Origin of the sequence: Bradyrhizobium manausense (assembly GCF_018131105.1) — a bacterium.
In the GTDB taxonomy this organism is placed as follows: Bacteria; Pseudomonadota; Alphaproteobacteria; order Rhizobiales; family Xanthobacteraceae; genus Bradyrhizobium; species Bradyrhizobium manausense_B.
This window is the reverse complement of record NZ_JAFCJI010000002.1, coordinates 443,859-466,199: the sequence shown is the minus strand read 5'-3', so window position 1 is coordinate 466,199 and position 22,341 is coordinate 443,859. Positions and strand designations below refer to the sequence as shown.

Sequence of the window (22,341 nt, the reverse complement as noted above, 5' to 3'; positions counted from 1 at the left end):
CTACGGCTGGACCGGCGTCCCCGGCGGCAGCGCTAGTCCCTTCTCGCCGGCGACCTGCCGGAGCAGGTCCGGCCTGTCGGAGATAATGCCGTCGACGCCGATCTCGATCATCCGCGCCATGTCCTCGGGCTTGTTGACGGTCCAGACCACGACGCGCAATCCCTGGGCATGGGCCTCGGCGACAAGCGCCGGCGTCACATCGCCGAAATAGGGTGACCACACTGCACCGCCCGCGGCCTTGATCGTGCGTGGCAGCGACCCGCCATGATCGGCCGGGTTGTAACCCGCCGTCCAGCTGGTGGCCTTGTCGAGGGCGACCGATGGTACCGAGCCGCGCTGGAGCGTCAGATACACCGTCGGAATGGTCGGGGCCTGCTGCTGGACCAGCGGCAGGGTCCGCCAGTCGAACGACTGGATCATGACACGATCGGACACTTTCTCGTCTGCGATGACCGCGAGCAGCCTCGTAACGAAGGCCTGCGGTTCCAGCGATTGATCTGGATGATCCGGATCAATCTTGGTCTCGATGTTGAAGCGCACGCGTTCGTTGCCGGATTTGCGAACCAGCGCGAACAGCTCCTTCAGGGTGGGAATGCGGCTCCCCGGCACGGCTCGTTGGTGGGGAAACTGTTTTGCATAGGCGCTGTCAGGCCGGATCTGGCCGACGTCGTAGGTCCTGACATCAGCGAATCGCAGCTTCACGAAAGGCGTGCCGGGCGCGGCGACATAAGCGCCGTTCGCATCTCGGGCGAGATCTGGATTGAGCCCGCGCTCATGCGACACGACAACCTCGCCATCGGCGGTCACGCCGACATCGAGCTCCAGTGTGTCCACGCCCATCGTGAGCGCATTGGCAAAGGCCGGCAGGGTATTTTCCGGCATCAGCGCCCGTCCGCCGCGATGCGCCTCGAGATCGAAAGCCATCGCCTGTCCGATCATGGCTTGTCCCATCGTGAGAATCGAAAGCAAGGTCAGCATTGTAGCAGCACGTGACGGCATCACACTTCGCAGTCCAGGTGAAAGGGAGGCGTTCGAACAGTCTACAGGCTTCTGCGCCTGTTGAAAGCTTGGGCGGCCGCTTGGGTTGCGCCCGGCCGGCGGGTATGTACTCTTGGCGACCTTGGAATCCCCGACCGTGCAACAGAAACGCGATCACCGCATTATTCGGAGCCGGCATTTTCACAAGATGCAGCGGCGGCATTTCGTCATTTTCGACGTTTTGCCCTTTGTCGGCACGCTGATTGCGCTGGGGCTGCTGTTCTATCAGCCGATCGGGGGGATCGAGTTCAGCCTGCTCTTCGGCTTTTGGCTGATCACCGGCCTTGGCCTGACGGTGGGCTATCACCGCCTGTTCACCCACCGGGCCTTTGCCACCTCGACCGCGATGAGCGCGATCCTGATCGTGATGGGCTCGATGGCCGGGCGCGGTCCGATGCTGTCCTGGGCCGCCATGCACCGGCGACACCACGAATTGTCCGACCATGATGGCGATCTGCATTCGCCGCGCCTGCATGGCGACGGTCTGCTTGGCCGGCTGCGCGGCTTCCTGCACGCGCACCTGACCTGGATGATCGCGCACGATTATCCCAATGTCGCCCACTACGTGCGGGATCTGATGGCGAACCGCACGCTGGTCGCCGTCAACAGCTATTACTATAGCTGGGTCGTGCTCGGCCTGCTGTTGCCGGCCGCTATCGGCGGCCTCGTCACGATGAACCTGTGGGGCGCGCTGAGCGGCCTCTTGTGGGGCGGCGTAGTGCGGATGTTCGTGGTCGAGCAGACGTTTTCCGCCATCAACTCTGTCATGCACACCTTTGGCGCGCAGCCCTTCGTCACCCGCGACGACAACAGCCGCAATCTCGGCGTGATGGCCTGGCTCGCCTGGGGCGAGGGCTGGCACAACAATCACCATGCTTTTCCGTATTCGGCGGCATTCGGCCTGCGCTGGTTCGAGTTCGATCCCGGCTTCATTTTCATCCGCGCGCTGGAGGCGCTCGGGCTCGTCTGGGACGTCAAGGTGCCGAGCGAGGAGAAGATCGCGCGGCGGATGCTGCGGCAGCCGGGTGATGCGACGCCCGATCTGGAAACGGGCTAGGGATCGGCGGCCAGCGATGACGGCGCAGCGCTGAACCGATGCTGTTCAACGACTACCCCTTCCTTCTGGTCTTCCTGCCGGCGGCGCTGCTGATCTACCGGCTGGTCGATCCCTTTCCGCATTTGCGCATCGGCGTGCAGGTGGCGCTGTCGCTGGCCTTCTACGGCTGGGGCAGTCCGTCCTTCATCCTGCTCCTGATCGCGTCGATCGCCGTCAACTGGTTCGCTTCGGTTGTCTACGGGCGGGTGAAGTGGAAGACGGTGCTGACCCTGGCGGTCCTGCTCGATCTTGGCGTCCTGGCCCTGTTCAAATACGCCAACTTCATTCTCGCCAATCTCGGGCATGTGTTCGAAGCGACGCTGCCAACGCTCGACATCGGCCTTCCGCTCGGTATCTCCTTCTTCACCTTTCACCACATCATGTATCTGGTCGATTTGAAGCGCGGCAAAGCGCCGCTCTACACGCTCGACCGCTATGCGCTCTACATCGCCTTCTTCCCGCAGGCGATCGCGGGCCCGCTGGCGCGCTGGTCGGAGGTGATGCATCAGTTCGGCAGGCAGGTCTATGTGCCGGGCTGGCAGCGTCAGTTCTGCATCGCGACCTGCTTCATCGCGCTCGGCTTGTTTCAGAAGGTCGTGATCGCCGATAGCATCGCGCATCTGCTCGATCCGATCTACACGCAGGCGGCGGGTGGACCGCTCGGAAGCGGCGACGCCTGGCTCGCCTTCTGCTTCTCGTTCCAGATCCTGTTCGACTTCTCGGGCTATTCCGACATCGCGATCGGGCTCGGGCTGCTGTTCGGCGTACAGCTGCCTTACAATTTCAATGCGCCTCTGCGCTCGACCAATATCCAGGATTTCTGGCAGCGCTGGCACATCACGCTGATGCTGTTCCTGCGTGATTACGTGTTCTACCCCCTCGTCAATCTGCGTTTCCTGCCGCGGCGCTGGCTGCCGGTGCAGTTCTTCGGCGCGATGCTGATCACCATGGCGCTGTGTGGCCTCTGGCACGGCGCGAGCTGGACGTTCGTGCTGTGGGGCGTAGTTCATGGTCTTGCGCAGATCGCTTGTTCTCTGTGGCGGCGCTACGGCCCGCACTTTCCATCGTGGCTCGGCTGGGCACTGACCGTGCTGTTCGTGCTGGCGACCGGCGTGATCTTCCGTGCCGGCTCGGTCGAGGCCGCCTGGCATGTCTTCGTCGGACTCACCCAGCCGCTGCCGCTCGCGCGCGGGCCGCACCTCTGGCCGCTGATCGTGGCGCCGTTGTTCGCCTTTCTGTTGCCGGCGAGCCAGGATATCGTCGCGTTCTTCACGCGCCGCCCAAATCTTTTCCTTGCGGGTATTCTCGGTCTTGGTCTTTTCGCATTGCTGCTCCACATGGGTGGTCGGGATCTTCATGAGTTCGTCTATTTCAAGTTCTGAGAGCGATTCCGGCTGGGGAAGGAGCCTGCTTGCCTGCCTGGGCACGCTGATCGGTGCCGCCGCGCTGGTGCTGGCGCTGATGGTGGTCGTCGATCCCTACGACAGCGGCAAGCTCGGTCTGCTCGGCATTGATGGCGTGAATAGTCGCCTCACGCAGATCACGGCCGCGAGCCGCGCCCGAGACCCGAATTTCAACGCTGCCATTCTCGGCAACTCGACGGCGCAGATGATCGAGCCTGCGGAATTGTCGCGTGCTGCCGGCATGCGTTTCGTGCAGCTCTACACGACCGGCTCGGCTCCGCGCGAACAGCTTGCGGTGCTGGACTTCTTCCTGCGCCATCATAAGCAGGTCGGCGCGCTGGTGATTGCAGCCGATCCCGGCTGGTGTGTGCATGCGCGGCCCAAGGAGGAGGGCGCTCCGTTTCCTTATTGGCTATATGACACAAGCGTCGTCACCTATGCCATGCGGCTGATCTCGTGGCAGGCGATCGAGCAGGCTTTTCAGCGCCTCGGCATCGGCCTTGGCAAACGGCAGCGGATGAACCCCGACGGCTTTGTCAGCTATGAGGACATCTGGCCGCCGGGCCGGTTCAAGGAGATCAATGCGCCGCGTGATCCTGCACCTGCCATCTCGACGGAGATGCGCGCAGTCTTTCCGGAAATCAGTGCACTGCAAGATGTCGTCCGGTCGCTGCCGCCCGATGTGGCCATCGTGATCGTCGTGCCGCCAACTTTCGCGCCCACCGTGCCGAAGCACGGCACAGATGCGGCGCTGGAGCGCCGCGCCTGCGATGCTGCGCTGAAAGCCGTCACGGAGGGCCGTCTACGGAGCAACTTCATCAACTATCGCGTCGACAATGCTTTGACCCGCGATCGCGACAATTTCGCTGATTTCATCCACTATCGCCCGGTCCTTGCGCGCAAGATCGAGCAGGGTATCGCCGCGAGCTTGCGCGATGGCGAGAGTGCGAAGACCGATTTCTGAGCTAGCCTAGCTGACTTCCTCAAACCCGCCGTCGAGCCAGAGCCTGCGCGCGAGCTTGCGCTGGATCTTGCCGCTGGTGGTCTTCGGCAGCGCACCGGGACGGATCAGCGCGATGTGTCGCGCAGAGAGTTCGTGGCTGTCAGCGATCGCCTCGCGGATCTGGCCCCTGATTTCGGCGGTGTCGATCGAATGGCGCGCGGTGCGCTCGACCTCCTGGACGACCACGAGGCTTTCCTCGCCGTCTTCGTCCGGCACGGAAAAAGCTGCGCCGCAATTCTCGCGCAAGGCGCCATCCTGTAATTGCACGGTACGCTCGATGTCCTGGGGATAGTGATTGATGCCGCGGATGATGATGAGGTCCTTGATGCGGCCGGTGACAAACAGTTCGCCTGATAGATCGAGGAAACCGAGGTCGCCGGTGCGGAGCCACCGCCCGTCCTCGCCCGTGATCTCCGCATTGAGTTCCTCGCGCGACGCTGCATCGTTACGCCAGTAGGCGCGGGCGACGTTGGCGCCGCCGACCCAGATTTCACCGATACGGTCGGCAGCAAGCCGCATCCGGCTCTCCGGTTCGACAACGGCGATGCGCTCGCCCGTCAGCGCGCGGCCACAGCCGACGACGCTCTGGGCGTCATCGAGATCCGCCGGCGCCTCAGCTGAATGGACCTGAAGCGCGGCGCGGCTAACGCTGCGCACGACATGGCCGCCGCCGCGCGTCCCGCCGGAAATCAGGAGTGTCGCCTCCGCCATGCCATAGGCTGGATACGTCGCGCCGGGATCGAATCCGTGTGGCGCAAATGTCTCGATGAACCGCGCGATGGTGTCGGCGCGCACCGGCTCCGCGCCGTTGAGCGCGACTCGGAGCGAGGACAGATCCACGCCCTCCATCTGGTCGCCGCGATAACGGCTGACGCAGAGGTCGAAGCCGAAATTCGGGCCGCATGCGACTTCCGCACGATATCGAGATATCGCGCGCAGCCAGCCGAGTGGTCGTTGCATGAACGCGTTGGGCGCCATCAGCACGCAGGCCGCGCCGACGTACAGCGCTTGCAGCGCGTTCAGGATCAGGCCCATGTCGTGATAGAGCGGCACCCAGTTGACGTAGGTCGATTGCTTGCTGTTGCCGAGCGCGATCCGGATCATCTCGAGATTGGCGAGCAGGTTGGCGTGGGTCACCATCACACCCTTGGGCGCGGATGTGGAGCCGGAGGTGTATTGCAGGAACGCGATGTCCTCGGGTGCCGGCTCGGGCAAATCGGCCGGCACAGCGGCCGTTTCGTTGGGATCGACTTCGATCCACCTGATATTCTCCTGCGCGAAACGTTCCCGCAGATCGCCGCGCAGGGCGAAAGCCGACGTGGTCAACGCGAGCGCCGGCGTGCAATTGGCAAGGATCGCAGCGCTGGCGTCGCGCGCACTGTTCCGCCGCGGCATCATCATCGGCACGGCGATCATGCCAGCCATCAGGCAGCCGAAGAATGCCACCATGAATTCGATGCCCGGTGGAAACACCAGGATCGCGCGCTCGCCGGGCTGCGCGGAGGCGGTCAGGCGCGCAGCAAGGGCGATTGCGGTCTCATGTAGCTGACGGAAAGTGAGGACTGCCTCTTCCGTCCCGCGATCTGAGACGAAGACATACGCACGGTCGTTAGGCTGCTCGGCCGCGCGCCGGGCCAGCAGACCCACGAGCGAGCGGAGATCGTCCATCGGGGTACGCCGGCCTCAGCCGCGTTCAGGCGGCGGAGCGAAGTGCGCGCTTGTCGGCGAGAAATCGCGACAGCGCCTCAACAGTAGGGTGGTCGTAGAAGTCGTCGGTCGACAGTTCGAGGTCCAGCTTCTCCTCGAGCTCCATCATGAGATAGACGAGCATTGCCGAATCGAGGCCGAGGCGGCTGAATTTTGTGCCGGTGTCCACGCGGTCCTTGGAGATTCTCAGGATATTGGCTAGCGCAGTAACGCAAAAATCCGAAATCTGCTCGCGTGTCATGTCATTTCCCAGAAACAATCGGAATCACAATACGGGTGACCTCAAGGTTGTCAATTTGGCCCGAGCGCCGCGGCGTTGAAGGTTGGGGACTGTTGCTTTCCGGCGTCGTCCGATGCTCATTTTGCGCACGGGCAGGCGGGATTCCCGCCGCCGACAGGTGCACGCCCCGCTCTGGGCCGTTGGCGGCCGTCGCGGAAGACTGAAACTGACCTTCAAAAGACAGGGAGCGCTTCATGCGGCCTATCCTCATCTCGGCAATGGTGATTCTGATGGTTGGACATGCGGCAGCCAAGGATGTGTTGTCGGGGGCAAGCCTCTATGCCGACGTCGCGCGTTACGCCTCGTTCGGCCTGCATCGCTTCGGCTCGCCCGGTGATCGCGCGACGGCCGACTGGATCGCAAGCGAGCTGTCGGCGAGCGGCTTTGCGATCAGGTTTCAACCCGTCATGCTCGGCCGGCAATACGTCGTGGAGCGGGCAAGCGCGGAAGCGGCCGGAACCAGCGTCAAGGCGACGCCGTTCTGGTGGCCGCCGGAAGACAAGGCGAGCTTCCAACTTTCCGCGTCGCTCGCGCGCGACGGCGATGTTACCGGCAAAATTCTCTGGATCGATCTGCCGTTCGATCGCGGCGCCTATCTCGGTCCGACCCATCGTGCCGCGATCTCCGCGGCAGCGTCGAAGAAGCCTGCCGCCATCCTGCTGATGATCGGCAATCCCGCCGACGATCGCTTTGCCTACAACGTCACGCAGGAGGACGCGCCCTGGCCGGTGCCGGTGATGGTGGTCGGCGTCAAGGCGCGCGGCACGTTCGATCGTGCACTCGCGTCGGGTGCGCCGGTGACATTCGATGTGGCCGGGCATTACGAGCGCAACGTGTCGGGGCGCAATGTCATCGCCGAGACCGGCATCGGCCGCGGGCCGACCATCGTCGTCTCCACGCCGATGACCGGCTGGTACAGCTGCGTCTGCGAGCGCGGTCCCGGCATCGCCAATTTTCTTGCGCTGGCCCGCACGGCGGCGGCGGAGCAATGGCCGGCGCATCTTGTCTTCATCGCGACCGCCGGACACGAGATCGGCCATGGCGGCATGGAGCTGTTCCTGAAGGAAGGCGCGCCGGCGCCAAAGGATACGCTGGCCTGGATCCACTTCGGCTCGTCGAACGCATGCTACGCGTTCGCGGAAGGCGCGCGCACCAGCAGGCCGGAGGGGGAGCGCTATCTCGTGCTGAGCAAATCAGCCGTCGCGCTGACCGATGAGGCCTTCAGCGCGGTCGCAGCAAAGCGTCTGGTGACGGAGAAGCAGGCGGTCGGGGAGCTGCGCGACGTGCATGCGGCGGGGTATGCCAATTTCCTCGGCATGGCCGGCCGCCATCAAAGCTTCCACACGCCCGCGGACGATCTCGCCGCGACCGGGCCCGAGATCCTCGAGCCGGTCGCGCGCGCATTCGTCGATGCTGCGCGGAAGATTGTCGAGCGCGGCGATGCCGCGTTCAAACAGTAGCGTCAGTTCTGATAGTAGTTGCGCGGTTGATAATACTGCCGGGGCTGCGGCTGATAGTAGTAGCCCTGCTGGCTATACGCCGGGTCGTAGGTCGACTGCGGTTGGGGCAGCTGCTGGTAGACCTGCGTTCCATAGGGGCGGGTGATCGGACGCGGCGCCGGATAGCGTGCGCCGGTATCGCTGCCGTCGGCCGGATAGATGTAGTTGTCGTCCTGCTGCATGTAACGCCGCGCGGGCTGCGTCGGCGGCGTCAGATTCACGGGATCGCCCGAGGTTGCGTAGCGCTGCTCGTCGGCGGGCTGCTGAGCGCGCGCCACTGCATTGTTGGCGCGGCCGCGCGGATTGCGGGCCAGAGCGACCTGCGCCGAGCCGGTGAGCGTCACCGTGGTGTTGAGCACACCTTGCTCCTGAACCAGCGCGTAGAGCGTCGAAGCGTTCTGGCGCGACAGCCGCACGCAGCCATGCGAGGCGGGCGTGCCCAATCTGCCGACCGAGTCGGTGCCGTGGATGGCGTGCCCGACCTTGGTGAAGAAGATCGAGTGCGGCATCGGCGCGTCGTCGAATTCCTTGGAGTAGTGGTCCTCTTCCATGCGGAAGGCGCGGAAGGCGCCGCTCGGCGTTTCGCGTGAGGGGATGCCCGTCGACACCGGCCAGTGATAGCGCGTGACGCCGTCGACCACGACGGTCATCTGCTGATTGTCCTTGTCGACGGTAATGTCGACCTTGGCCTGCGCGGTGCCCGCGCTCAAAAGCATCAGCGAGGTGAAAACGATAAAAAATGAACGCATCTGACGTCTGGCCTCCGGCCTGTTCACGCTAGGCGCCGCGGCTCTCCGTCCCCCGGCATGCACTATGCCCGCAATCCGGCTTTCGTTCCAGCGGCCTGCCCGCCCATCGTTAACGTGATGCCGGGCGTAAGCAAGGCCGCTTCGTGCCGCGTCGGCTCTGGCGGCGCTGACATTTTCGCGAGCGGGAGCAGCGTTCACAACGCCGACAATTCGTCACAAAGGCGCAACCATTTGGCCGCTTCGGGCGTTGATCGTGTCCTACCCTGACGCGCGGCTCTCGCCGCCGTTTTCACCCCTTGGGACTGAAGATGAACAAAGCCCGTGCTACCGCCGCCGCCCTGTCGGCCGGTTTTCCTGTCCGCCTGCTGTTCGCAGTCGCCGCCATCCTTCTTGCGCTGTTGTCGCTACCGCGAGCCGGCCACGCCCAGGGCATCGTGCGTGGCGCGCAGGAAGGCTCCTATGAAGGTCACCGGATTGCCGGGCCCGTTGGCGGTGCGGTCGGAGGTGTCGTCGGAGCCGGTGTCGGTGGCGCTGTGGGCGCCGTAGACGGCATTCTCGGCATCCCCTACCACGGCCGCCGGCATTGCCGCGGATATTACGACGGCTATCACCACTTCCACTGCTACCGCTGATCGGCACTCCGGCGCGCCCGAAGGGGCGGGTCCGGAATGCCGGCGAGGATCAGTTCTTCAGCCGATAGCCGGTCCGGAAGATCCACCAGATCACCGCCAGGCAAATCGCTAGGAACGCGACCGTCATGCCGATGCTGACGGATATGCTTACATCCGCAATCTCGTAGAAGCTCCAGCGGAAGCCCGAGATCAGATAGACCACGGGATTGAGCAGCGCCACGGTGCGCCAGGTCGGCGGCAGCATGTCGATGGAGTAGAAGCTGCCGCCGAGAAAGGTCAGCGGCGTCACCACCAGCATCGGAATCATCTGGAGCTTCTCGAAGCCGTCGGCCCAGATGCCGATGATGAAGCCGAACAGGCTGAAGGTCACCGCCGTCAGCACCAGGAAGGCCAGCATCCAGACCGGATGATGGATGTGCAGCGGCACGAACAGGCCGGCCGTCGCCAGAATGATCAAGCCCAAGATGATCGACTTGGTCGCGGCGGCGCCGACATAGCCGATCACGATCTCGAAATAGGAGATCGGCGCCGACAGGATCTCGTAGATCGTGCCGGTGAATTTCGGGAAGTAGATGCCGAACGAAGCGTTGGCGATGCTCTGCGTCAGCACCGAGAGCATGATCAGGCCCGGCACGATGAAGGTGCCGTAGCTGACGCCCTCGACCTGGCTGATGCGCGAGCCGATCGCGGCGCCGAACACCACGAAATAAAGCGACGTCGAAACCACGGGCGAGACGATGCTTTGCAGCAGCGTTCGCCAGGTGCGCGCCATTTCGAACAGATAGATGGCGCGGATGGCGCGGTGGTTCATGACGTCCTCACGAGGTCGACGAAGATGTCCTCGAGCGACGATTGGGTCGTGTCGAGATCGTTGAAGCGGATGCCGGCGGTGCGGAGGTCGCTGAGCAGGCTGGTAATGCCGGTGCGCTCTCCCTTGGTGTCGTAGTCGTAGACCAGCGTCGCGCCGCCGTCGCAGAGGTCGAGCTCGTACTGGGCGAGGCTCTCCGGCAGCGCAGCGATCTTGCCCTGCAAATGCAACGTCAGCCTCTTCTTGCCAAGCTTCTGCATCAGGGTCGACTTGTCCTCGACCAGCACGATCTCGCCCTTGTTGATGACGCCGATGCGGTCGGCCATCTCCTCGGCTTCCTCGATGTAGTGCGTCGTCAGGATGATGGTGACGCCGGATTGCTGCAAGGTGCGCACCACCTCCCACATGCCCTTGCGCAGTTCGACGTCGACGCCGGCGGTCGGTTCGTCCAGGAACAGGATCTGCGGCTCGTGCGAGAGTGCTTTCGCGATCATCACGCGGCGCTTCATGCCGCCTGAGAGCGTGATGATCTTGTTGTCCTTCTTGTCCCAGAGCGAGAGGTCCTTCAGCACCTTCTCGATATGGTCAGGGTTCTTCGGCTTGCCGAACAGGCCGCGCGAAAAGCTCACCGTCGCCCACACGCTCTCGAAGGCGTCGGTGTGGAGTTCCTGCGGCACGAGGCCGATCAGCGAACGGGCCTTGCGGTAGGAGGTCTGGATGTTCTCACCGCCGACCAGGACCTTCCCCTCGCTCGGATTGGCGATGCCGCAGATGATCGAGATCAGCGTGGTCTTGCCCGCGCCGTTCGGCCCGAGCAGCGCAAAGATCTCGCCGCGCTTGATATCGAGATTGACGTTCTTGAGTGCCTTGAAGCCGGACCCATAGGTCTTCGACAGGTTGGCGACGGAAATGATGGATGACATGGGGGCCGCTACGGAGGTGGGGAGGCGCCGGAACCCGTCCCTTGGCGGGCGGAACACTGGCGGAGCCCTGAAATAGGAACGGCCTTGCCCGCCCGCAATTGCCGGGGGAAAAATGGTCTCAAAACAGGCCCTTCGGTGGCAGGTTTCGGGCGGGTGTTGCGCGATGGTCACGGATTGCTGCTAAGATCGCCGTTCACGCGGCTCTTTGTTGCGTCTGCGAGCGGGCCGAGGCTACGATTCCGGCCAATCTCGAAGCGTATGTCCCCAGGGAAAAAAATCGATGAGACCGAACGGCCGTCACACCGCCGGCGCCAGCCAATTGTCCGCCCTCCGCATCTGGGCGATCTGCCTGCTTCTGCTGTCAGCTGTTGCCATGAGCCCGACCCCCGCCAAGGCTGCGCCCAGCCAGGCCGCGGTTCAGACCACGCATGTGTATCTGCTGCGCGGTGTGCTCAACATCTTCTCGCTCGGGCTCGATACGATCGGCGCGCGGCTCCAGGCGCAGGGCATTCCGGTGACCGTCGCGAATTTCGTGTCCTGGTCCTCGCTCGCCGATGAGGCCGCGACCGAATACAGGGCGGGCCGCATCAAGACCATCGTCCTGGTCGGCCACTCCTCCGGCGCGACCGCGCTGCCCGATATGATCGCCAAGCTCAACCGCCTCGGCGTTCCCGTGAAGCTGGCGATCGGCCTCGATTCGGTGTTCAAGACCAAGCTGACGACCGGCGCCGAGCGCTACATCAATATCTACATCGGCGATGGTCCGGGTGAGCCGGTGCGCGCTGCGTCCGGCTTTCGCGGCAAGCTCGACAATGTTGACGTGCGCGGCAGCGGTGTCGGCCACATCACCATCGACAAGAACGAGGCGATCCAGCGCCGCGTCATCGCCGAGATCGACGCCGCGATCGCCCGCTCGCGCGGCGGCCCGGCTCCTGTCGCCGCACCCAGCGCTGCACCGCGTGGTCCGCGCTCGGCGGCGGCAACGGCGCCGACGCGCTAGACCTTTTTGCCGAAAGCGCCCAACGAACATCATGCCGCCGTCGACAGGCACGTCGACGGCGGCATTGTTTTATCTGCCGCGCGATCGCTTCAACGCCGTAGAGGCTGCGCGTCGAGGCAGGACCGGTACTGCGCGGGCGTAAGACGAGCGCGCACGCACCCTGTTGCCATCGCTTCCTGGCGGTCCTGAGGGCTCAGGTCGTCGCGCACGACGCCCTTTGGACTCCTCGTGACGTTGATCTGATCCACCCCTGACCTCAGTACGCTCATCCCGGCCTTGCGCCCTTAAGGTAGCAAGGGAAGCAAAGTACCCGTGTGAGGCAGTTCATCGGGAGCGAGCAATCGGTGCCAACGACGACGAGGTCCGTCGCAATTGCGCCCGTGCGTGGCTACCGTCGGCCAGAGGCCGCGTGTGTCGGGTCCGGCTGTATTGGCCGATGTCAGAGTTTGCCGTTCACGCCACGCCGGGGCAGCCACTATGCGCGCGCCGAGAAATGGCCCTCGCTCATGACTTGGGCCAAGGTCAAGGAAATGGCCGTAGCGGTCTGATCCGTGCCCCAAATTCCGCCAAATCGGTGGTCACTAAGCGCCGCAAGGGAGGCTTTTGCCCCCTCGTGGTGGGACTGCGCGACTTGATGATTGATCCAAGGCGACTTGTGGTGTTGGCAGCTGTTGCGCTGCTCGCCTTGAATCCCGGTCTGGCCGCAGCCTCGCCTGCCAAGCCGAAGCCGGCTGCAATCCCCGCTGTCGCGCCGCCGCCTCCTGCGCCGCCGGTCGAGCCGCTGCCGCCGCCCAAGATCTATCTGTTCCGCGGCGCCATGGGGCCGATCTTCTCCACCGGCATCGACCGGCTCAGCGAGAAGCTGACCGCGGCCGGCTTCTCGGCCGACGTCTACGAATTCACCTTGTGCCGCCTGATCGGCAACCGCGCCATCGCCAGCTACAAGGAGAGCCCGGCGCCGATCGTGCTGATCGGCCATTCCATGGGCGGACTGTGCTCGATCCTCATCTCGGAGATGGCGGCCAAGGAGAACGTCCCGATCAGCCTCGTCATCACCATCGACCCCGCGCATGCGACCGACGACGTGCCGCTCAACGTCGAGCGCTTCATCAACATATTCCTCTCCGACAGTGTGCTCGGCGGCGGCGATGTGGTGGCCGTGCCCGGCTTTCGTGGCCATTACGCGAGCTACGACCTGAAACTGAACAGCCGTGTCTCGCACATCAACATCGAGAAGTCCGACGACATCCATCGCCAGATCGTCGAGATGGTGACGCAGCTGCCGCGCATTCCTCTGCAGACCCAGGCCGACGCGGTGCCGCTGCGCTATCTCGTGCCCGCCGATACGCTGGTCGAATTATGGGACAGCGGCGTGCGCGTGCCGGTACGTGCCGGAGACACGATGGAAAGCATTGCGGCGACCCATCGCGTGCCACTGTGGACACTCGCGCAGAGCAACTCGCTTGCGGAGAATGCGCAGCTCATCCCAGGCCAGACCGTCATCGTCCCGCGCCATCTGACGCCGCCGGAGCCAGCGGCCGCGATGGTGGCGCCGCCGCCTGCCCGGCGGAAGTAGAGGCCGATCGGCCAATTGCAGGCCAGCGACGCGAACTTCCCTTTCTCCTGCGGGGAAGCCTCACGCAGACGTGCTACGATCCATGTCCGGCATGCGCATTCAGCAGATCGAGGTCACACCAGAAGATCATGCGGAGCATGGCCATGCTGCCCATGAGACACGGCCAAGCCGGGCGGGACGTGTGTGCTGTCGTCCAGCAGCGGACTGTCGTCGGCTGTCGCGACGTTGCCATGGCCGTGGGGGGTATGCGCTGTGTTTTCCTGATGACCGGGCGGCGTCGCGTGATCGTCTAAAAATTCCATACCCGAGCTCACGATCGCCGGATTCAGGAACTTGAAGGAATCGCCCTGTCCGGGCGGATTTGCCTGCGATTTTCCGTGTGGGGGTGACGGGTCGTCTGCCGCAGAATGCGGCTGGTCATTGGATTTGTCGGGCGCCTCCATCACAGCATGACTGTGTTCGCTTGCCTGTGGCGGGTTCGAATGAGCGTTGCCGTCGTTCACGTGGCCCTTCTGGACGTCGGCATCGAGGGCGCTCCCGGTATCGGCAAGACTGATATGGCCAGGAGACTCCGCGGCCTTGCTGTTGCCGAGATGCTGTTCGATGGCAGGGAGCAGATCCGGCATGCTGAAAGCTGCGGGATGATTTGGCTCGGACATGCCGGTTGCGCCAAATCCCTTCGGATGGATGCTGTCGTCGGTCCCGGACGGTTCGAAGACGAATTTGAAGGGCTCCATCGATAGTGAAAAGACCGCCGCTTCCGCGTGGCTGGGTGGTGTTGCAGTCTCGTCCGCGGCGAACGCGGTGATCTCATTGCTCCAGGCGCCGTGATCGCGACCCACATCGAAGAACGAGCTCACATCGATTGCTGTCACGCTTCCGTTCAACGAAACAGGGCCATCGCTGTTCGTCGCCTTGATGGGAGCGTCGGAGGTGCTGGATGCCATCACCGCCGCGTCGCCTAGCGTGGCGGCGGCCGGATCGAGGGTGTCGCTGACCGCCAGGACCGGGGCCGCGGCTTGATCGACGATGAAGTCCGACGAATCGATGGTTGCGATACCCTGGAGATGAACTTCCAGCAGGCTGGAATCGCCGATCTGGAGGGTCTGATCGGTCGAGTTGACATACACGACGGTTTCGTTGGCTGAGCTGTCGTAGATCCAGGCGATGGTGTGCGGCGGCACCGACGAGCTTGTCGAGTTCAATGCAAGGATTACGAATCCCAGCGCGCCGAGCGCCGTCAAATCGATCTTGTCGGTCCCCGACACGAAATCGGAGATCGTATCGAACCGGCCGGCCCTGGAATCCGCCACCGACAGATAGACGAAGACGTCATCGCCGTTGCCGCCCGAGAGCTTGTCCGCGCCGAACCCGCCGATGATGATGTCGTTGCCGTTGCTGCCGTCGATCTTGTCTTGTCCGGAGCCGCCGTAGATGACGTCGTCGCCGTTGTTGCCCTTGATCGTGTCGTTGCCGGATCCGCCGTAGATGGTGTCGTTCACGCCTGTTCCATTGAGGGTATCGTCGCCCGCGCCCCCATAGACGATTTGGGAAATGCTGCCGCCGCCGGCAACACTGTCGCTACCGGGTGTTCCGTAGACAAACGGCGGATCGGATACGACAGTTGATCCCACCGCCAGATTGTCGAAGTCGTTGGGGTCCGCGTCGCTGGCACCATGGATGGCGATCGATATCTCTTGCGTAGTGCCGTCGATCGACGTCACCGTGAAATGGTCGGTGAGCGTTTCGCCGACATTCAGCGCGTCGACCACGCCATTGTTGTTGTCGAGCGTGTAGGTCCACAGCCCGGACGCGGTCATCGTGAAGGTGCCGTAGCCGCTGTCGCTGTCCGTCGGCGAGGTCACCGCCGTGAAAGTATTGGTCGGATTGTCGACGTCGGTATCGGACAGGGTGCCGGTCGCGATTGGCGTCCCGGGGGAGAAGGTGCCGGCTTCAAGCACCGAGCCCGTCGTTGTTCCGGAAATGATGGCGGTGTCATTCGCGCCGTGGATCGTGACCGTCACCAGCTGCGATGTGCCGTCGACCGTGGTCACGGTGAAATGGTCGGTCAGCGTCGCGCCGACATTGAGCGCTTGCACTGTAGCGTTGCTGTTGTCGAGCGTGTAAGCCCATGCGCCAAGCGCGGTCATCGTGAAGGTACCGAAGCCGCTCGTGCTCGCTTTCGGCGTGGTTACCGGAGTAAAAGTGTTGAACGTGTTGTCCGGGTCGATATCGGTCAACGTTCCGGTCGCAGTCGGCATGCCGGGTGTGCCATTGGCCACGCCTCCGGCCTCGGTCACCGAGCCGGTCACCGTTCCGGAAATGACTGCGGCGTCATTGCTGCCGTTGATGGTGATCGTCACCGTCTGCGCCGTACCGTCGACCGTGGTGACCGTGAAGCTGTCGGTCAGCTTGTCGCCGTTGTTGAGCGCTTGCACCGCGTTGTTGGTGTTGTCGAGCGTGTAGGCCCACACGCCTGCCGCGGTCATCGTGAAACTGCCGTAGCCATGCGCGCTTGCCGTCGATATAGCGACTGGCGCGAACGTATTGGCGGGATTGTCGACGTCGGAATCGGTGAGCGTGCCGGTCACGACCGGCACGCCCGAGGAGATGACGCCGGCTTCGAGCACCGAACCGGTCGCCGTCCCGGAAATGATGGCGGCGTCGTTCGCACCGTGGATCGTGATCGTCACCAGCTTCGCCGTGCCGTCGATCGTGGTCACGGTGAACTGGTCGGTCAGCGTCGTGCCGACATTGAGCGCCTGCACGGTGGCATTGCTGTTGTCGAGCGCGTAGCTCCATGTGCCAAGCGCGGACATCGTGAAGGTGCCGAAGCCGCCGGCGCTCGTCTTCGGCGTGGTGACCGGGGTAAAGGTGTTGAATGTGTTGTCGGGATCGACGTCGGTCAACGTTCCGGTCGCAGCCGGCGTGCCCGGCGTAGCGTTGGCCACGCCTCCGGCCTCGATCACCGAACCGCTCGCCGTTCCGGAAATGACTGCGGCGTCATTGCTGCCATTGATGGTGATCGTCACCGTCTGTGCCGTGCCGTCAGCCGTGGTGACCGTGAAGCTGTCGGTCAGCTTGTCGCCGTTGTTGAACGCCTGCACCGCGGTATTGGTGTTATCGAGCGTGTAAGTCCACACGCCTGTCGTGGTCATCGTGAAGCTGCCGTAGCCACGGGCGCTTGCCGTCGGTGTGGCAACGGGCGCGAACGTGTTGGCGGGATTGTCGACATCGGTATCGGTAAGTGTGCCGGTCGCGACCGGCATGCCGGAGGAGATGACGCCGGCCTCGATCACCGAACCCGTCGCCGTTCCGGAAATGATGGCGGCGTCGTTCGCGCCGCGGATCGTGATCGTCACCAGTTGCGGCGTGCCGTCGACCGTGGTTACGATGAAATGGTCGGTCAGCGTGGCGCCGACATTGAGCGCCTGCACCGTGGCATTGTTATCGTCGAGTGTGTAGGTCCACGTGCCAAGCGCGGTCATGGTGAAGGTGCCGAAGCCGCTGGCGCTTGTCTTCGGCGTGATTATCGGGATGAACGCGTTGGATGCATTGTCAGAATCGATATCGGTCAATGTCCCGGTCGCAACCGGTGTGCCGGGCGCAGCATTGGCCACGCCGCCGGCCTCGGTCACCGAGCCGGTTGCCGTTCCGGAAATGATTGCGGCGTCATTGCTGCCGTTGATGGTGATCGTCACCGTCTGCGCCGTGCCGTCGGCCGTGATCACCGTGAAGCTGTCGGTCAGCTTGTCGCCAGTGTTGAGCGCCTGCACTGCGGTATTGGTGTTGTCGAGCGTGTAGGTCCACACGCCGGCCGTGGTGATGGTGAAGCTGCCATAGTTTCGTGCGCTGGCCGTGGGCGTGCCGACCGGCACGAAAGTGTTGGCCGGGCTGTCGACGTCAGCGGCGACAAGCGTGCCCGTCGCGACCGGCGTGCCGGGCGAAGCGCCCGCCTCGACGACTGAGCCGGTCGTGTCGCCGGAGACGACAGCGGCGTCGTTGCTGCCCTGGATCGTGATCGTCACGACCTGCGGGGTGCCGTCGATACTGGTTACAGTGAAGCGGTCGATCAGCGTGTCGCCGACATTCAGGGCCTGTACTTTGCTGTTGCTATTGTCGAGCGTGTAGCTCCACACGCCGCCGGCCGTCATCGTGAAGGTGCCGTAGCTGCCCCCGCTCCTGGCCGGTGAGCTGATCGTCGTGAAGGTGTTGGGCGGATTGTCGACATCCACGTCGGTGAGCGTCCCGATTGCGGTCGGCATGCCGGGGACGGCATTGGCGACACCACCCGCCTCCACCACTGCCCCACTGGCGTTGCCCGAGATAAGGGCCGTGTCATTGACGCCATCAATGGCGACGACGAAGGTTTGACTCGTCGTGAACTGGCCATCCGAGACCGTGATGACGAAGCCCGTGGTCGTCGGCGACGACAGGGCATTGATCGCATCCGCGTTCGGAACGAACGCGTAGGCGCCGGATGCGCTATTGAGATAGAGGATTCCGTAAGGGCTGGCCTGCGTGAGATCGTATGTCTGTCCGCTCAGGACCGTGGTGGCGGCCGTCCCGCCGCTGAGGCCGTAGGTGAACACGACATGAAGCGGGCTGCTCGCGGTGAAAGTGCCGGTTGTCGTGGCGAACGTAGCGTCGAACTTGACCGTGTCGATCTCGGTCGGGCCGCCCGGCACGTTCAGTGCGGGCAGCGGGTACTGGACCGGGGGTACTTCTACCGACGGCAGAGTCTGAATCAGGTTCTGCAGGACGATCGGGTGATCCGAGTTGAAGTTGATGGGCTGCAGCTGGAGCGTGTCGACGCCAGGAGGCGTGCCGGACCCTGCCGGACCTCGCGTGAGATTGGCGAGCACGTCCTGTTGAGCTTCGTGCAGTTCCTCCATGCGGGCCGCGCTGTTGGCAACCTGATTCACACTGATCGAGGAGCCGACCTTGTTCAGGACGACGGTCTCGCCGGGATCATCGACAACGATGTGACGCGGCACCCGCTCTTTGGTGATGAGCTCGAAGACGCCGTGATGGAGGTCCTTGTAAGTGACCGTATCGTTGTCGAACGACGCGCCGTCAGGGTCCGCGCCGCGCGCTTCCTCCATCATCGAGAAGGTCAGTGCCGCCATCGTCAGAATGCCGAATCCGGTCGCGTGGGAGCGGCCACGGACGCTGCCAAGCGGTGTGTCGACCGTCAGGGTGCCGCCGTTTGCCAGCCGGCCAGCTGCGAACGCAAAGCTTCCGCCGGTGACTGCGATGACCGTCGAACGCGATGCGGAAGCAGAGGCGTATTCGCGCAGTTCGACGCGAGCCCCGCAGGCGACGTTGAACAGGGTGTCGTCGAGAAGCCTGATCCCGAGTTGTGCATCCGCACCCGTTTCGATTATGTCGCGGTGACAGACAAGGTCGCCGATGCTGACCTGTATGGCCGGGCCGTCATCGCGCGTGAGGGTGACGTATCCCGACGCGCTCCGTACGATGCCGATGATCTTGAGGGGTAAAGGTCCAACAGCCCCATTCTGGGGTACGCCAAAAGCAACTGACATAGCGATGGCCTCGCGTGCCGAATAACTCGGGCTCGGCGCGGTGCCGCGGTCTTCTTGTCGGTTTTGCTACGCCACAGGCGAAATGAGCTATTTTTGGCGTTAGCAACCCCAGGCCTGCACGCCGAAGACGTTTGAAAAAAACGTGACTCTATAGGTCTTGCCAGGATGATCGTCGGTTCAGCGGAGATGCCTCTCCGCATTTGCAATTTGCGCTCTCAAGAAGTTGACGGTCAAGCTGTACCAAAGCTAGCTTACTTTCGCTGGTCCGGCAAACGGCTTAGGCCTAAGATCAAGAGCGCAAGACATACTTTGTCTGGAGCGAAATCCCAGTAAGGACCGATCCAGGTTGTAGATATTGGCGATGCACGAATTGCGAGCTTGGCCGGGCTCATATGGCGCCGCCGGGCGGATCGCAAAAAGCTCTTCTCGGAAAGGGCGGGTCATGTGCAGGCATGCGATTGCGGTTTTAGTGACTGGTTTCATTTTGGCATCTGCGAGTGGTCTCGCTGCGCAGGCGCAGACCCAGATCAATCCCGCGACAAGCGGCCTCGATGACGCTGCGCCAAAACCCATCGGCAGGGTCGTAGCCGTCACAGGCTCGGTCTCGATCGAGCACGCAGGTGCGGTCGTCGTTCAGGCGAAGCTCGGCGATCCTGCTGCTCAGGTCAGGACCGGCGATGTCGTGTATCTGCGCGATGTGGTCCGAACAGGCGCGGACAGCCGGATCAACATCAATTTCAGCGATGGCTCGTCGTTCAATCTGTTGAGCAACGCGCGCATGACCCTGGATGAGTACGTCTACGACCCGAACGGCAAGTCCAACGCAACGTTCTTCAATCTCGCCAAAGGCACGGCGACCTTTGTCGCCGGCCAGATCGCGAAGACCGGCGACATGAAGGTCGATACGCCCGTTGCAACGATGGGCATTCGAGGCACCACGCCGCACATCGAAATTTCGGATGACGGTGCGGTCAAGTTTTCGACTCTCATCGAGGAGGGCAAGAGCAAGTTGATGCAGAGGCGCGTGACCGCTGCAACGCCCGAGCAGGGGAGCGGTCCCAGGCCAAACATTTGCAGAGGATGCTGAAGCGACACGACCATGATGATCAGGGCCGCCATCATCGCCAGCGTCGCGCCCGTCCTCCTGCTGCTGTCGCCCGGTTGGCCGGCGGCCGCGCAGCAGCCACAGAAAGCCAATCTCCTCGAGAGCATTGAGCGGTGCAACGGTAAGGACCGCATTCCGGCCCAGGCCCGGGTCGCCGGCTGCACCGCGCTCATCGATTCGGGTGATACCAAGCCCGAGGCGCTGGCTTTGGCTTACAACAATCGTGGCAACGCTTATGCTGCCGCGGCGGAGTACGACCGTGCGATCAGCGATTTCGATCGCGCGATCGAACTCGCCTCGGACTATGTCAAGCCGCTGAACAATCGCGGCGTCGCCTATATGAGGAAGGGAGCCTATGAGGACGCGGTCAAGTCTTTCGACGCGGCGATCAGGCTCGATCCGGCCTATGGCAGCGCCTTCGCCAACCGCGCGGAAGCGCACCTGAAGCTGAACCAGTATGATCGGGCCGTGCTGGATTTCGACGAGGCCATCCGCCTCGATCCGAAATTGACTTGGGCAACGAGCGGACGCTGCTGGACCCGGGCGGTCATCGGCGATTTGCAGGCTGGGCTCGACGACTGCGACAGGGCAATCCAGTCGGGATCGAATGATGCCGCGACATATGATTCGCGTGCGCTGATCCATTTGAAAATGGGCCAGTTCGCTGCGGCGATTGACGACTACAGCTCGGCGCTACGTCTGGCGCCAAACCTGGCAAGCGCGCTCTATGGACGCGGACTTGCCAGGCTCAGGCAGGGCGACAACGCCGGCGGCGATCGAGACGTCTCGGCAGCAAAGCTTATCGACCTCAAGATCGCGGACGCCTTCGCCCGCTACGGCGTGCAGTAAGGTCAGGGTTGGCCTACCGAAATGGGCGTCGGCCGGCTAGACGTTCGAGCCGTGGATCGCGTCGATCACGGCATCCGTCACTTCCCTCGTCGTCGCCTTGCCGCCGACATCTGGCGTCAGCACGCCGGCCGCGCAAACGCGCTCGACGGCCTGCATGAGCCGTGCAGCGGCATCCTTCTCGCCGAGATGTTCGAGCATCTGCGCACCGGTCCAGAAGGTCGCGACCGGATTGGCGATGCCCTTGCCGGTGATGTCGAAGGCCGAGCCGTGGATCGGCTCGAACATCGAGGGGAAGCGGCGCTGCGGATCGATGTTGCCGGTCGGCGCAACGCCGAGGCTCCCCGCCAGCGCGCCGGCGAGGTCGGAGAGGATGTCGGCGTGCAAATTGGTCGCCACGATGGTGTCGAGGCTCTTCGGGTGCAGCGTCATGCGCACGGTCATGGCGTCGACCAGCATCTTGTCCCAGGTCACGTCGGGGAATTCGGCCGCGACTTCGGCAGCGATCTCGTCCCACATCACCATGCCATGGCGCTGCGCGTTCGACTTGGTCACCACCGTCAGGAACTTGCGCGGACGCGACTGCGCGAGCTGGAAGGCATAGCGCATGATCCTGCTAACGCCGACGCGGGTGAAGACCGCGACTTCGGTGCCGACCTCTTCCGGCAGGCCCTTGTGTGCCCGGCCGCCCATGCCGGCATATTCGCCTTCCGAATTCTCGCGCACGATCACCCAATCGAGATCGCCAACGCCGACGTTGCGCAGCGGCGAGGCGACGCCGGGCAGGATCTTGGTCGGCCTCACGTTGGCGTATTGGTCAAAGCCCTGGCAGATCGGCAGGCGCAGGCCCCACAGCGTGATGTGGTCGGGCACATCGGGCGCGCCGACCGCGCCGAAATAGATCGCGTCGAACTTCTTCAGATCGGCGAGGCCGTCGGCCGGCATCATCACGCCGTGCTTCTTGTAATAGTCCGAGCCCCAGTCGAAGGTCTTGACGTTGAAGGCGAGATCGCCGCTGCGCTCTGCCAGCGCCTCCAGCACGCGGACGCCGGCCGAAATGACCTCGGGGCCGATGCCGTCGGCGGGAATGGCTGCGATCGAATGGGTGCGCATGGAAGTGCTCCGTTTGA

General features: G+C 63.5%; 18 protein-coding genes. 9 read left to right on the top strand and 9 right to left on the bottom strand.

Features of this window, described 5'->3' with window-relative positions; all coding sequences use genetic code 11:
- Positions 1-978, bottom strand: coding sequence for a glycerophosphodiester phosphodiesterase (locus JQ631_RS22475; protein ID WP_249160888.1), 978 nt, complete (start codon positions 976-978; stop codon positions 1-3).
- 157 nt (positions 979-1,135) lie between these two features.
- On the opposite strand from JQ631_RS22475, the gene JQ631_RS22470 reads away from it, so the two are divergent.
- From JQ631_RS22470 to JQ631_RS22460, 3 genes are read left to right on the top strand one after another with little or no spacing between them, the layout of a single operon-like run.
- The gene (locus JQ631_RS22470; RefSeq protein ID WP_349645018.1) at positions 1,136-2,095 is read left to right on the top strand and encodes an acyl-CoA desaturase; all 960 of its coding nucleotides are present in this window, start codon (positions 1,136-1,138) and stop codon (positions 2,093-2,095) included.
- Between the two features lie 38 nt (positions 2,096-2,133).
- Positions 2,134-3,516, top strand: a complete 1,383-nt coding sequence (locus JQ631_RS22465; protein WP_212329275.1) for an MBOAT family O-acyltransferase — start codon at positions 2,134-2,136, stop codon at positions 3,514-3,516.
- Positions 3,491-4,501, top strand: coding sequence for a hypothetical protein (locus tag JQ631_RS22460; protein ID WP_212329274.1), 1,011 nt, complete (start codon positions 3,491-3,493; stop codon positions 4,499-4,501). The genes JQ631_RS22465 and JQ631_RS22460 overlap by 26 nt, the downstream gene beginning before the upstream one ends.
- A 6-nt stretch (positions 4,502-4,507) precedes the next feature.
- On the opposite strand, the gene JQ631_RS22455 is transcribed toward JQ631_RS22460, so the two are convergent.
- The 3 genes from JQ631_RS22455 to JQ631_RS22445 are packed head-to-tail and all read right to left on the bottom strand — an operon-like array spanning position 4,508 to position 6,723.
- Complete coding sequence (locus JQ631_RS22455) at positions 4,508-6,208, bottom strand: fatty acyl-AMP ligase (RefSeq protein WP_212329273.1); 1,701 nt, start codon at positions 6,206-6,208, stop codon at positions 4,508-4,510.
- A gap of 25 nt (positions 6,209-6,233) precedes the next feature.
- A complete protein-coding gene (locus JQ631_RS22450) occupies positions 6,234-6,488 on the bottom strand; it encodes an acyl carrier protein (protein WP_148754112.1) in 255 nt (84 codons plus the stop codon).
- A gap of 1 nt (position 6,489) precedes the next feature.
- Positions 6,490-6,723: a hypothetical protein gene (locus tag JQ631_RS22445; RefSeq protein ID WP_212329271.1), complete on the bottom strand. Its 234-nt coding sequence runs from the start codon at positions 6,721-6,723 to the stop codon at positions 6,490-6,492.
- On the opposite strand from JQ631_RS22445, the gene JQ631_RS22440 reads away from it, so the two are divergent.
- The gene (locus JQ631_RS22440; protein ID WP_212329263.1) at positions 6,722-7,987 is read left to right on the top strand and encodes a hypothetical protein; all 1,266 of its coding nucleotides are present in this window, start codon (positions 6,722-6,724) and stop codon (positions 7,985-7,987) included. The genes JQ631_RS22445 and JQ631_RS22440 overlap by 2 nt on opposite strands.
- 2 nt (positions 7,988-7,989) lie before the next feature.
- On the opposite strand, the gene JQ631_RS22435 is transcribed toward JQ631_RS22440, so the two are convergent.
- Positions 7,990-8,775, bottom strand: a complete 786-nt coding sequence (locus tag JQ631_RS22435) for a L,D-transpeptidase (RefSeq protein ID WP_212329261.1) — start codon at positions 8,773-8,775, stop codon at positions 7,990-7,992.
- A gap of 308 nt (positions 8,776-9,083) precedes the next feature.
- On the opposite strand from JQ631_RS22435, the gene JQ631_RS22430 reads away from it, so the two are divergent.
- Positions 9,084-9,407 (top strand): hypothetical protein, encoded by a 324-nt coding sequence (locus tag JQ631_RS22430; RefSeq protein ID WP_212329259.1) that lies wholly within the window; start codon positions 9,084-9,086, stop codon positions 9,405-9,407.
- Between the two features lie 49 nt (positions 9,408-9,456).
- Here the strand turns inward: JQ631_RS22430 and JQ631_RS22425 are convergent, their stop codons facing one another.
- Positions 9,457-10,218 (bottom strand): ABC transporter permease, encoded by a 762-nt coding sequence (locus JQ631_RS22425; protein WP_212329257.1) that lies wholly within the window; start codon positions 10,216-10,218, stop codon positions 9,457-9,459.
- Positions 10,215-11,138 (bottom strand): ABC transporter ATP-binding protein, encoded by a 924-nt coding sequence (locus JQ631_RS22420; RefSeq protein ID WP_212329255.1) that lies wholly within the window; start codon positions 11,136-11,138, stop codon positions 10,215-10,217. The genes JQ631_RS22425 and JQ631_RS22420 overlap by 4 nt, the downstream gene beginning before the upstream one ends.
- Positions 11,139-11,418: 280 nt before the next feature.
- Between JQ631_RS22420 and JQ631_RS22415 the strand changes: the two genes are divergently transcribed.
- Both JQ631_RS22415 and JQ631_RS22410 read left to right on the top strand, forming a co-directional pair.
- Positions 11,419-12,138, top strand: coding sequence for a hypothetical protein (locus tag JQ631_RS22415; RefSeq protein WP_212329253.1), 720 nt, complete (start codon positions 11,419-11,421; stop codon positions 12,136-12,138).
- Positions 12,139-12,772: 634 nt separating this feature from the next.
- Entirely contained in the window at positions 12,773-13,714 is a 942-nt protein-coding gene (locus tag JQ631_RS22410) for a LysM domain-containing protein (protein ID WP_212329251.1), read from the top strand.
- Between the two features lie 113 nt (positions 13,715-13,827).
- Here JQ631_RS22410 and JQ631_RS22405 read toward each other — a convergent pair whose 3' ends face one another.
- Positions 13,828-19,260 (bottom strand): VCBS domain-containing protein, encoded by a 5,433-nt coding sequence (locus JQ631_RS22405; RefSeq protein WP_212329249.1) that lies wholly within the window; start codon positions 19,258-19,260, stop codon positions 13,828-13,830.
- 361 nt (positions 19,261-19,621) lie between these two features.
- On the opposite strand from JQ631_RS22405, the gene JQ631_RS22400 reads away from it, so the two are divergent.
- Both JQ631_RS22400 and JQ631_RS22395 read left to right on the top strand, forming a co-directional pair.
- Positions 19,622-20,347, top strand: a complete 726-nt coding sequence (locus JQ631_RS22400; protein WP_249161002.1) for a FecR family protein — start codon at positions 19,622-19,624, stop codon at positions 20,345-20,347.
- Between the two features lie 12 nt (positions 20,348-20,359).
- Positions 20,360-21,214 carry a tetratricopeptide repeat protein gene (locus tag JQ631_RS22395; protein ID WP_212329248.1) on the top strand — a complete coding sequence of 285 codons (855 nt, stop codon included), beginning with the start codon at positions 20,360-20,362 and terminating at the stop codon, positions 21,212-21,214.
- 36 nt (positions 21,215-21,250) lie between these two features.
- Here the strand turns inward: JQ631_RS22395 and JQ631_RS22390 are convergent, their stop codons facing one another.
- Entirely contained in the window at positions 21,251-22,324 is a 1,074-nt protein-coding gene (locus JQ631_RS22390) for a tartrate dehydrogenase (protein WP_212329245.1), read from the bottom strand.
- Between the last annotated feature and the right edge of the window lie 17 nt (positions 22,325-22,341).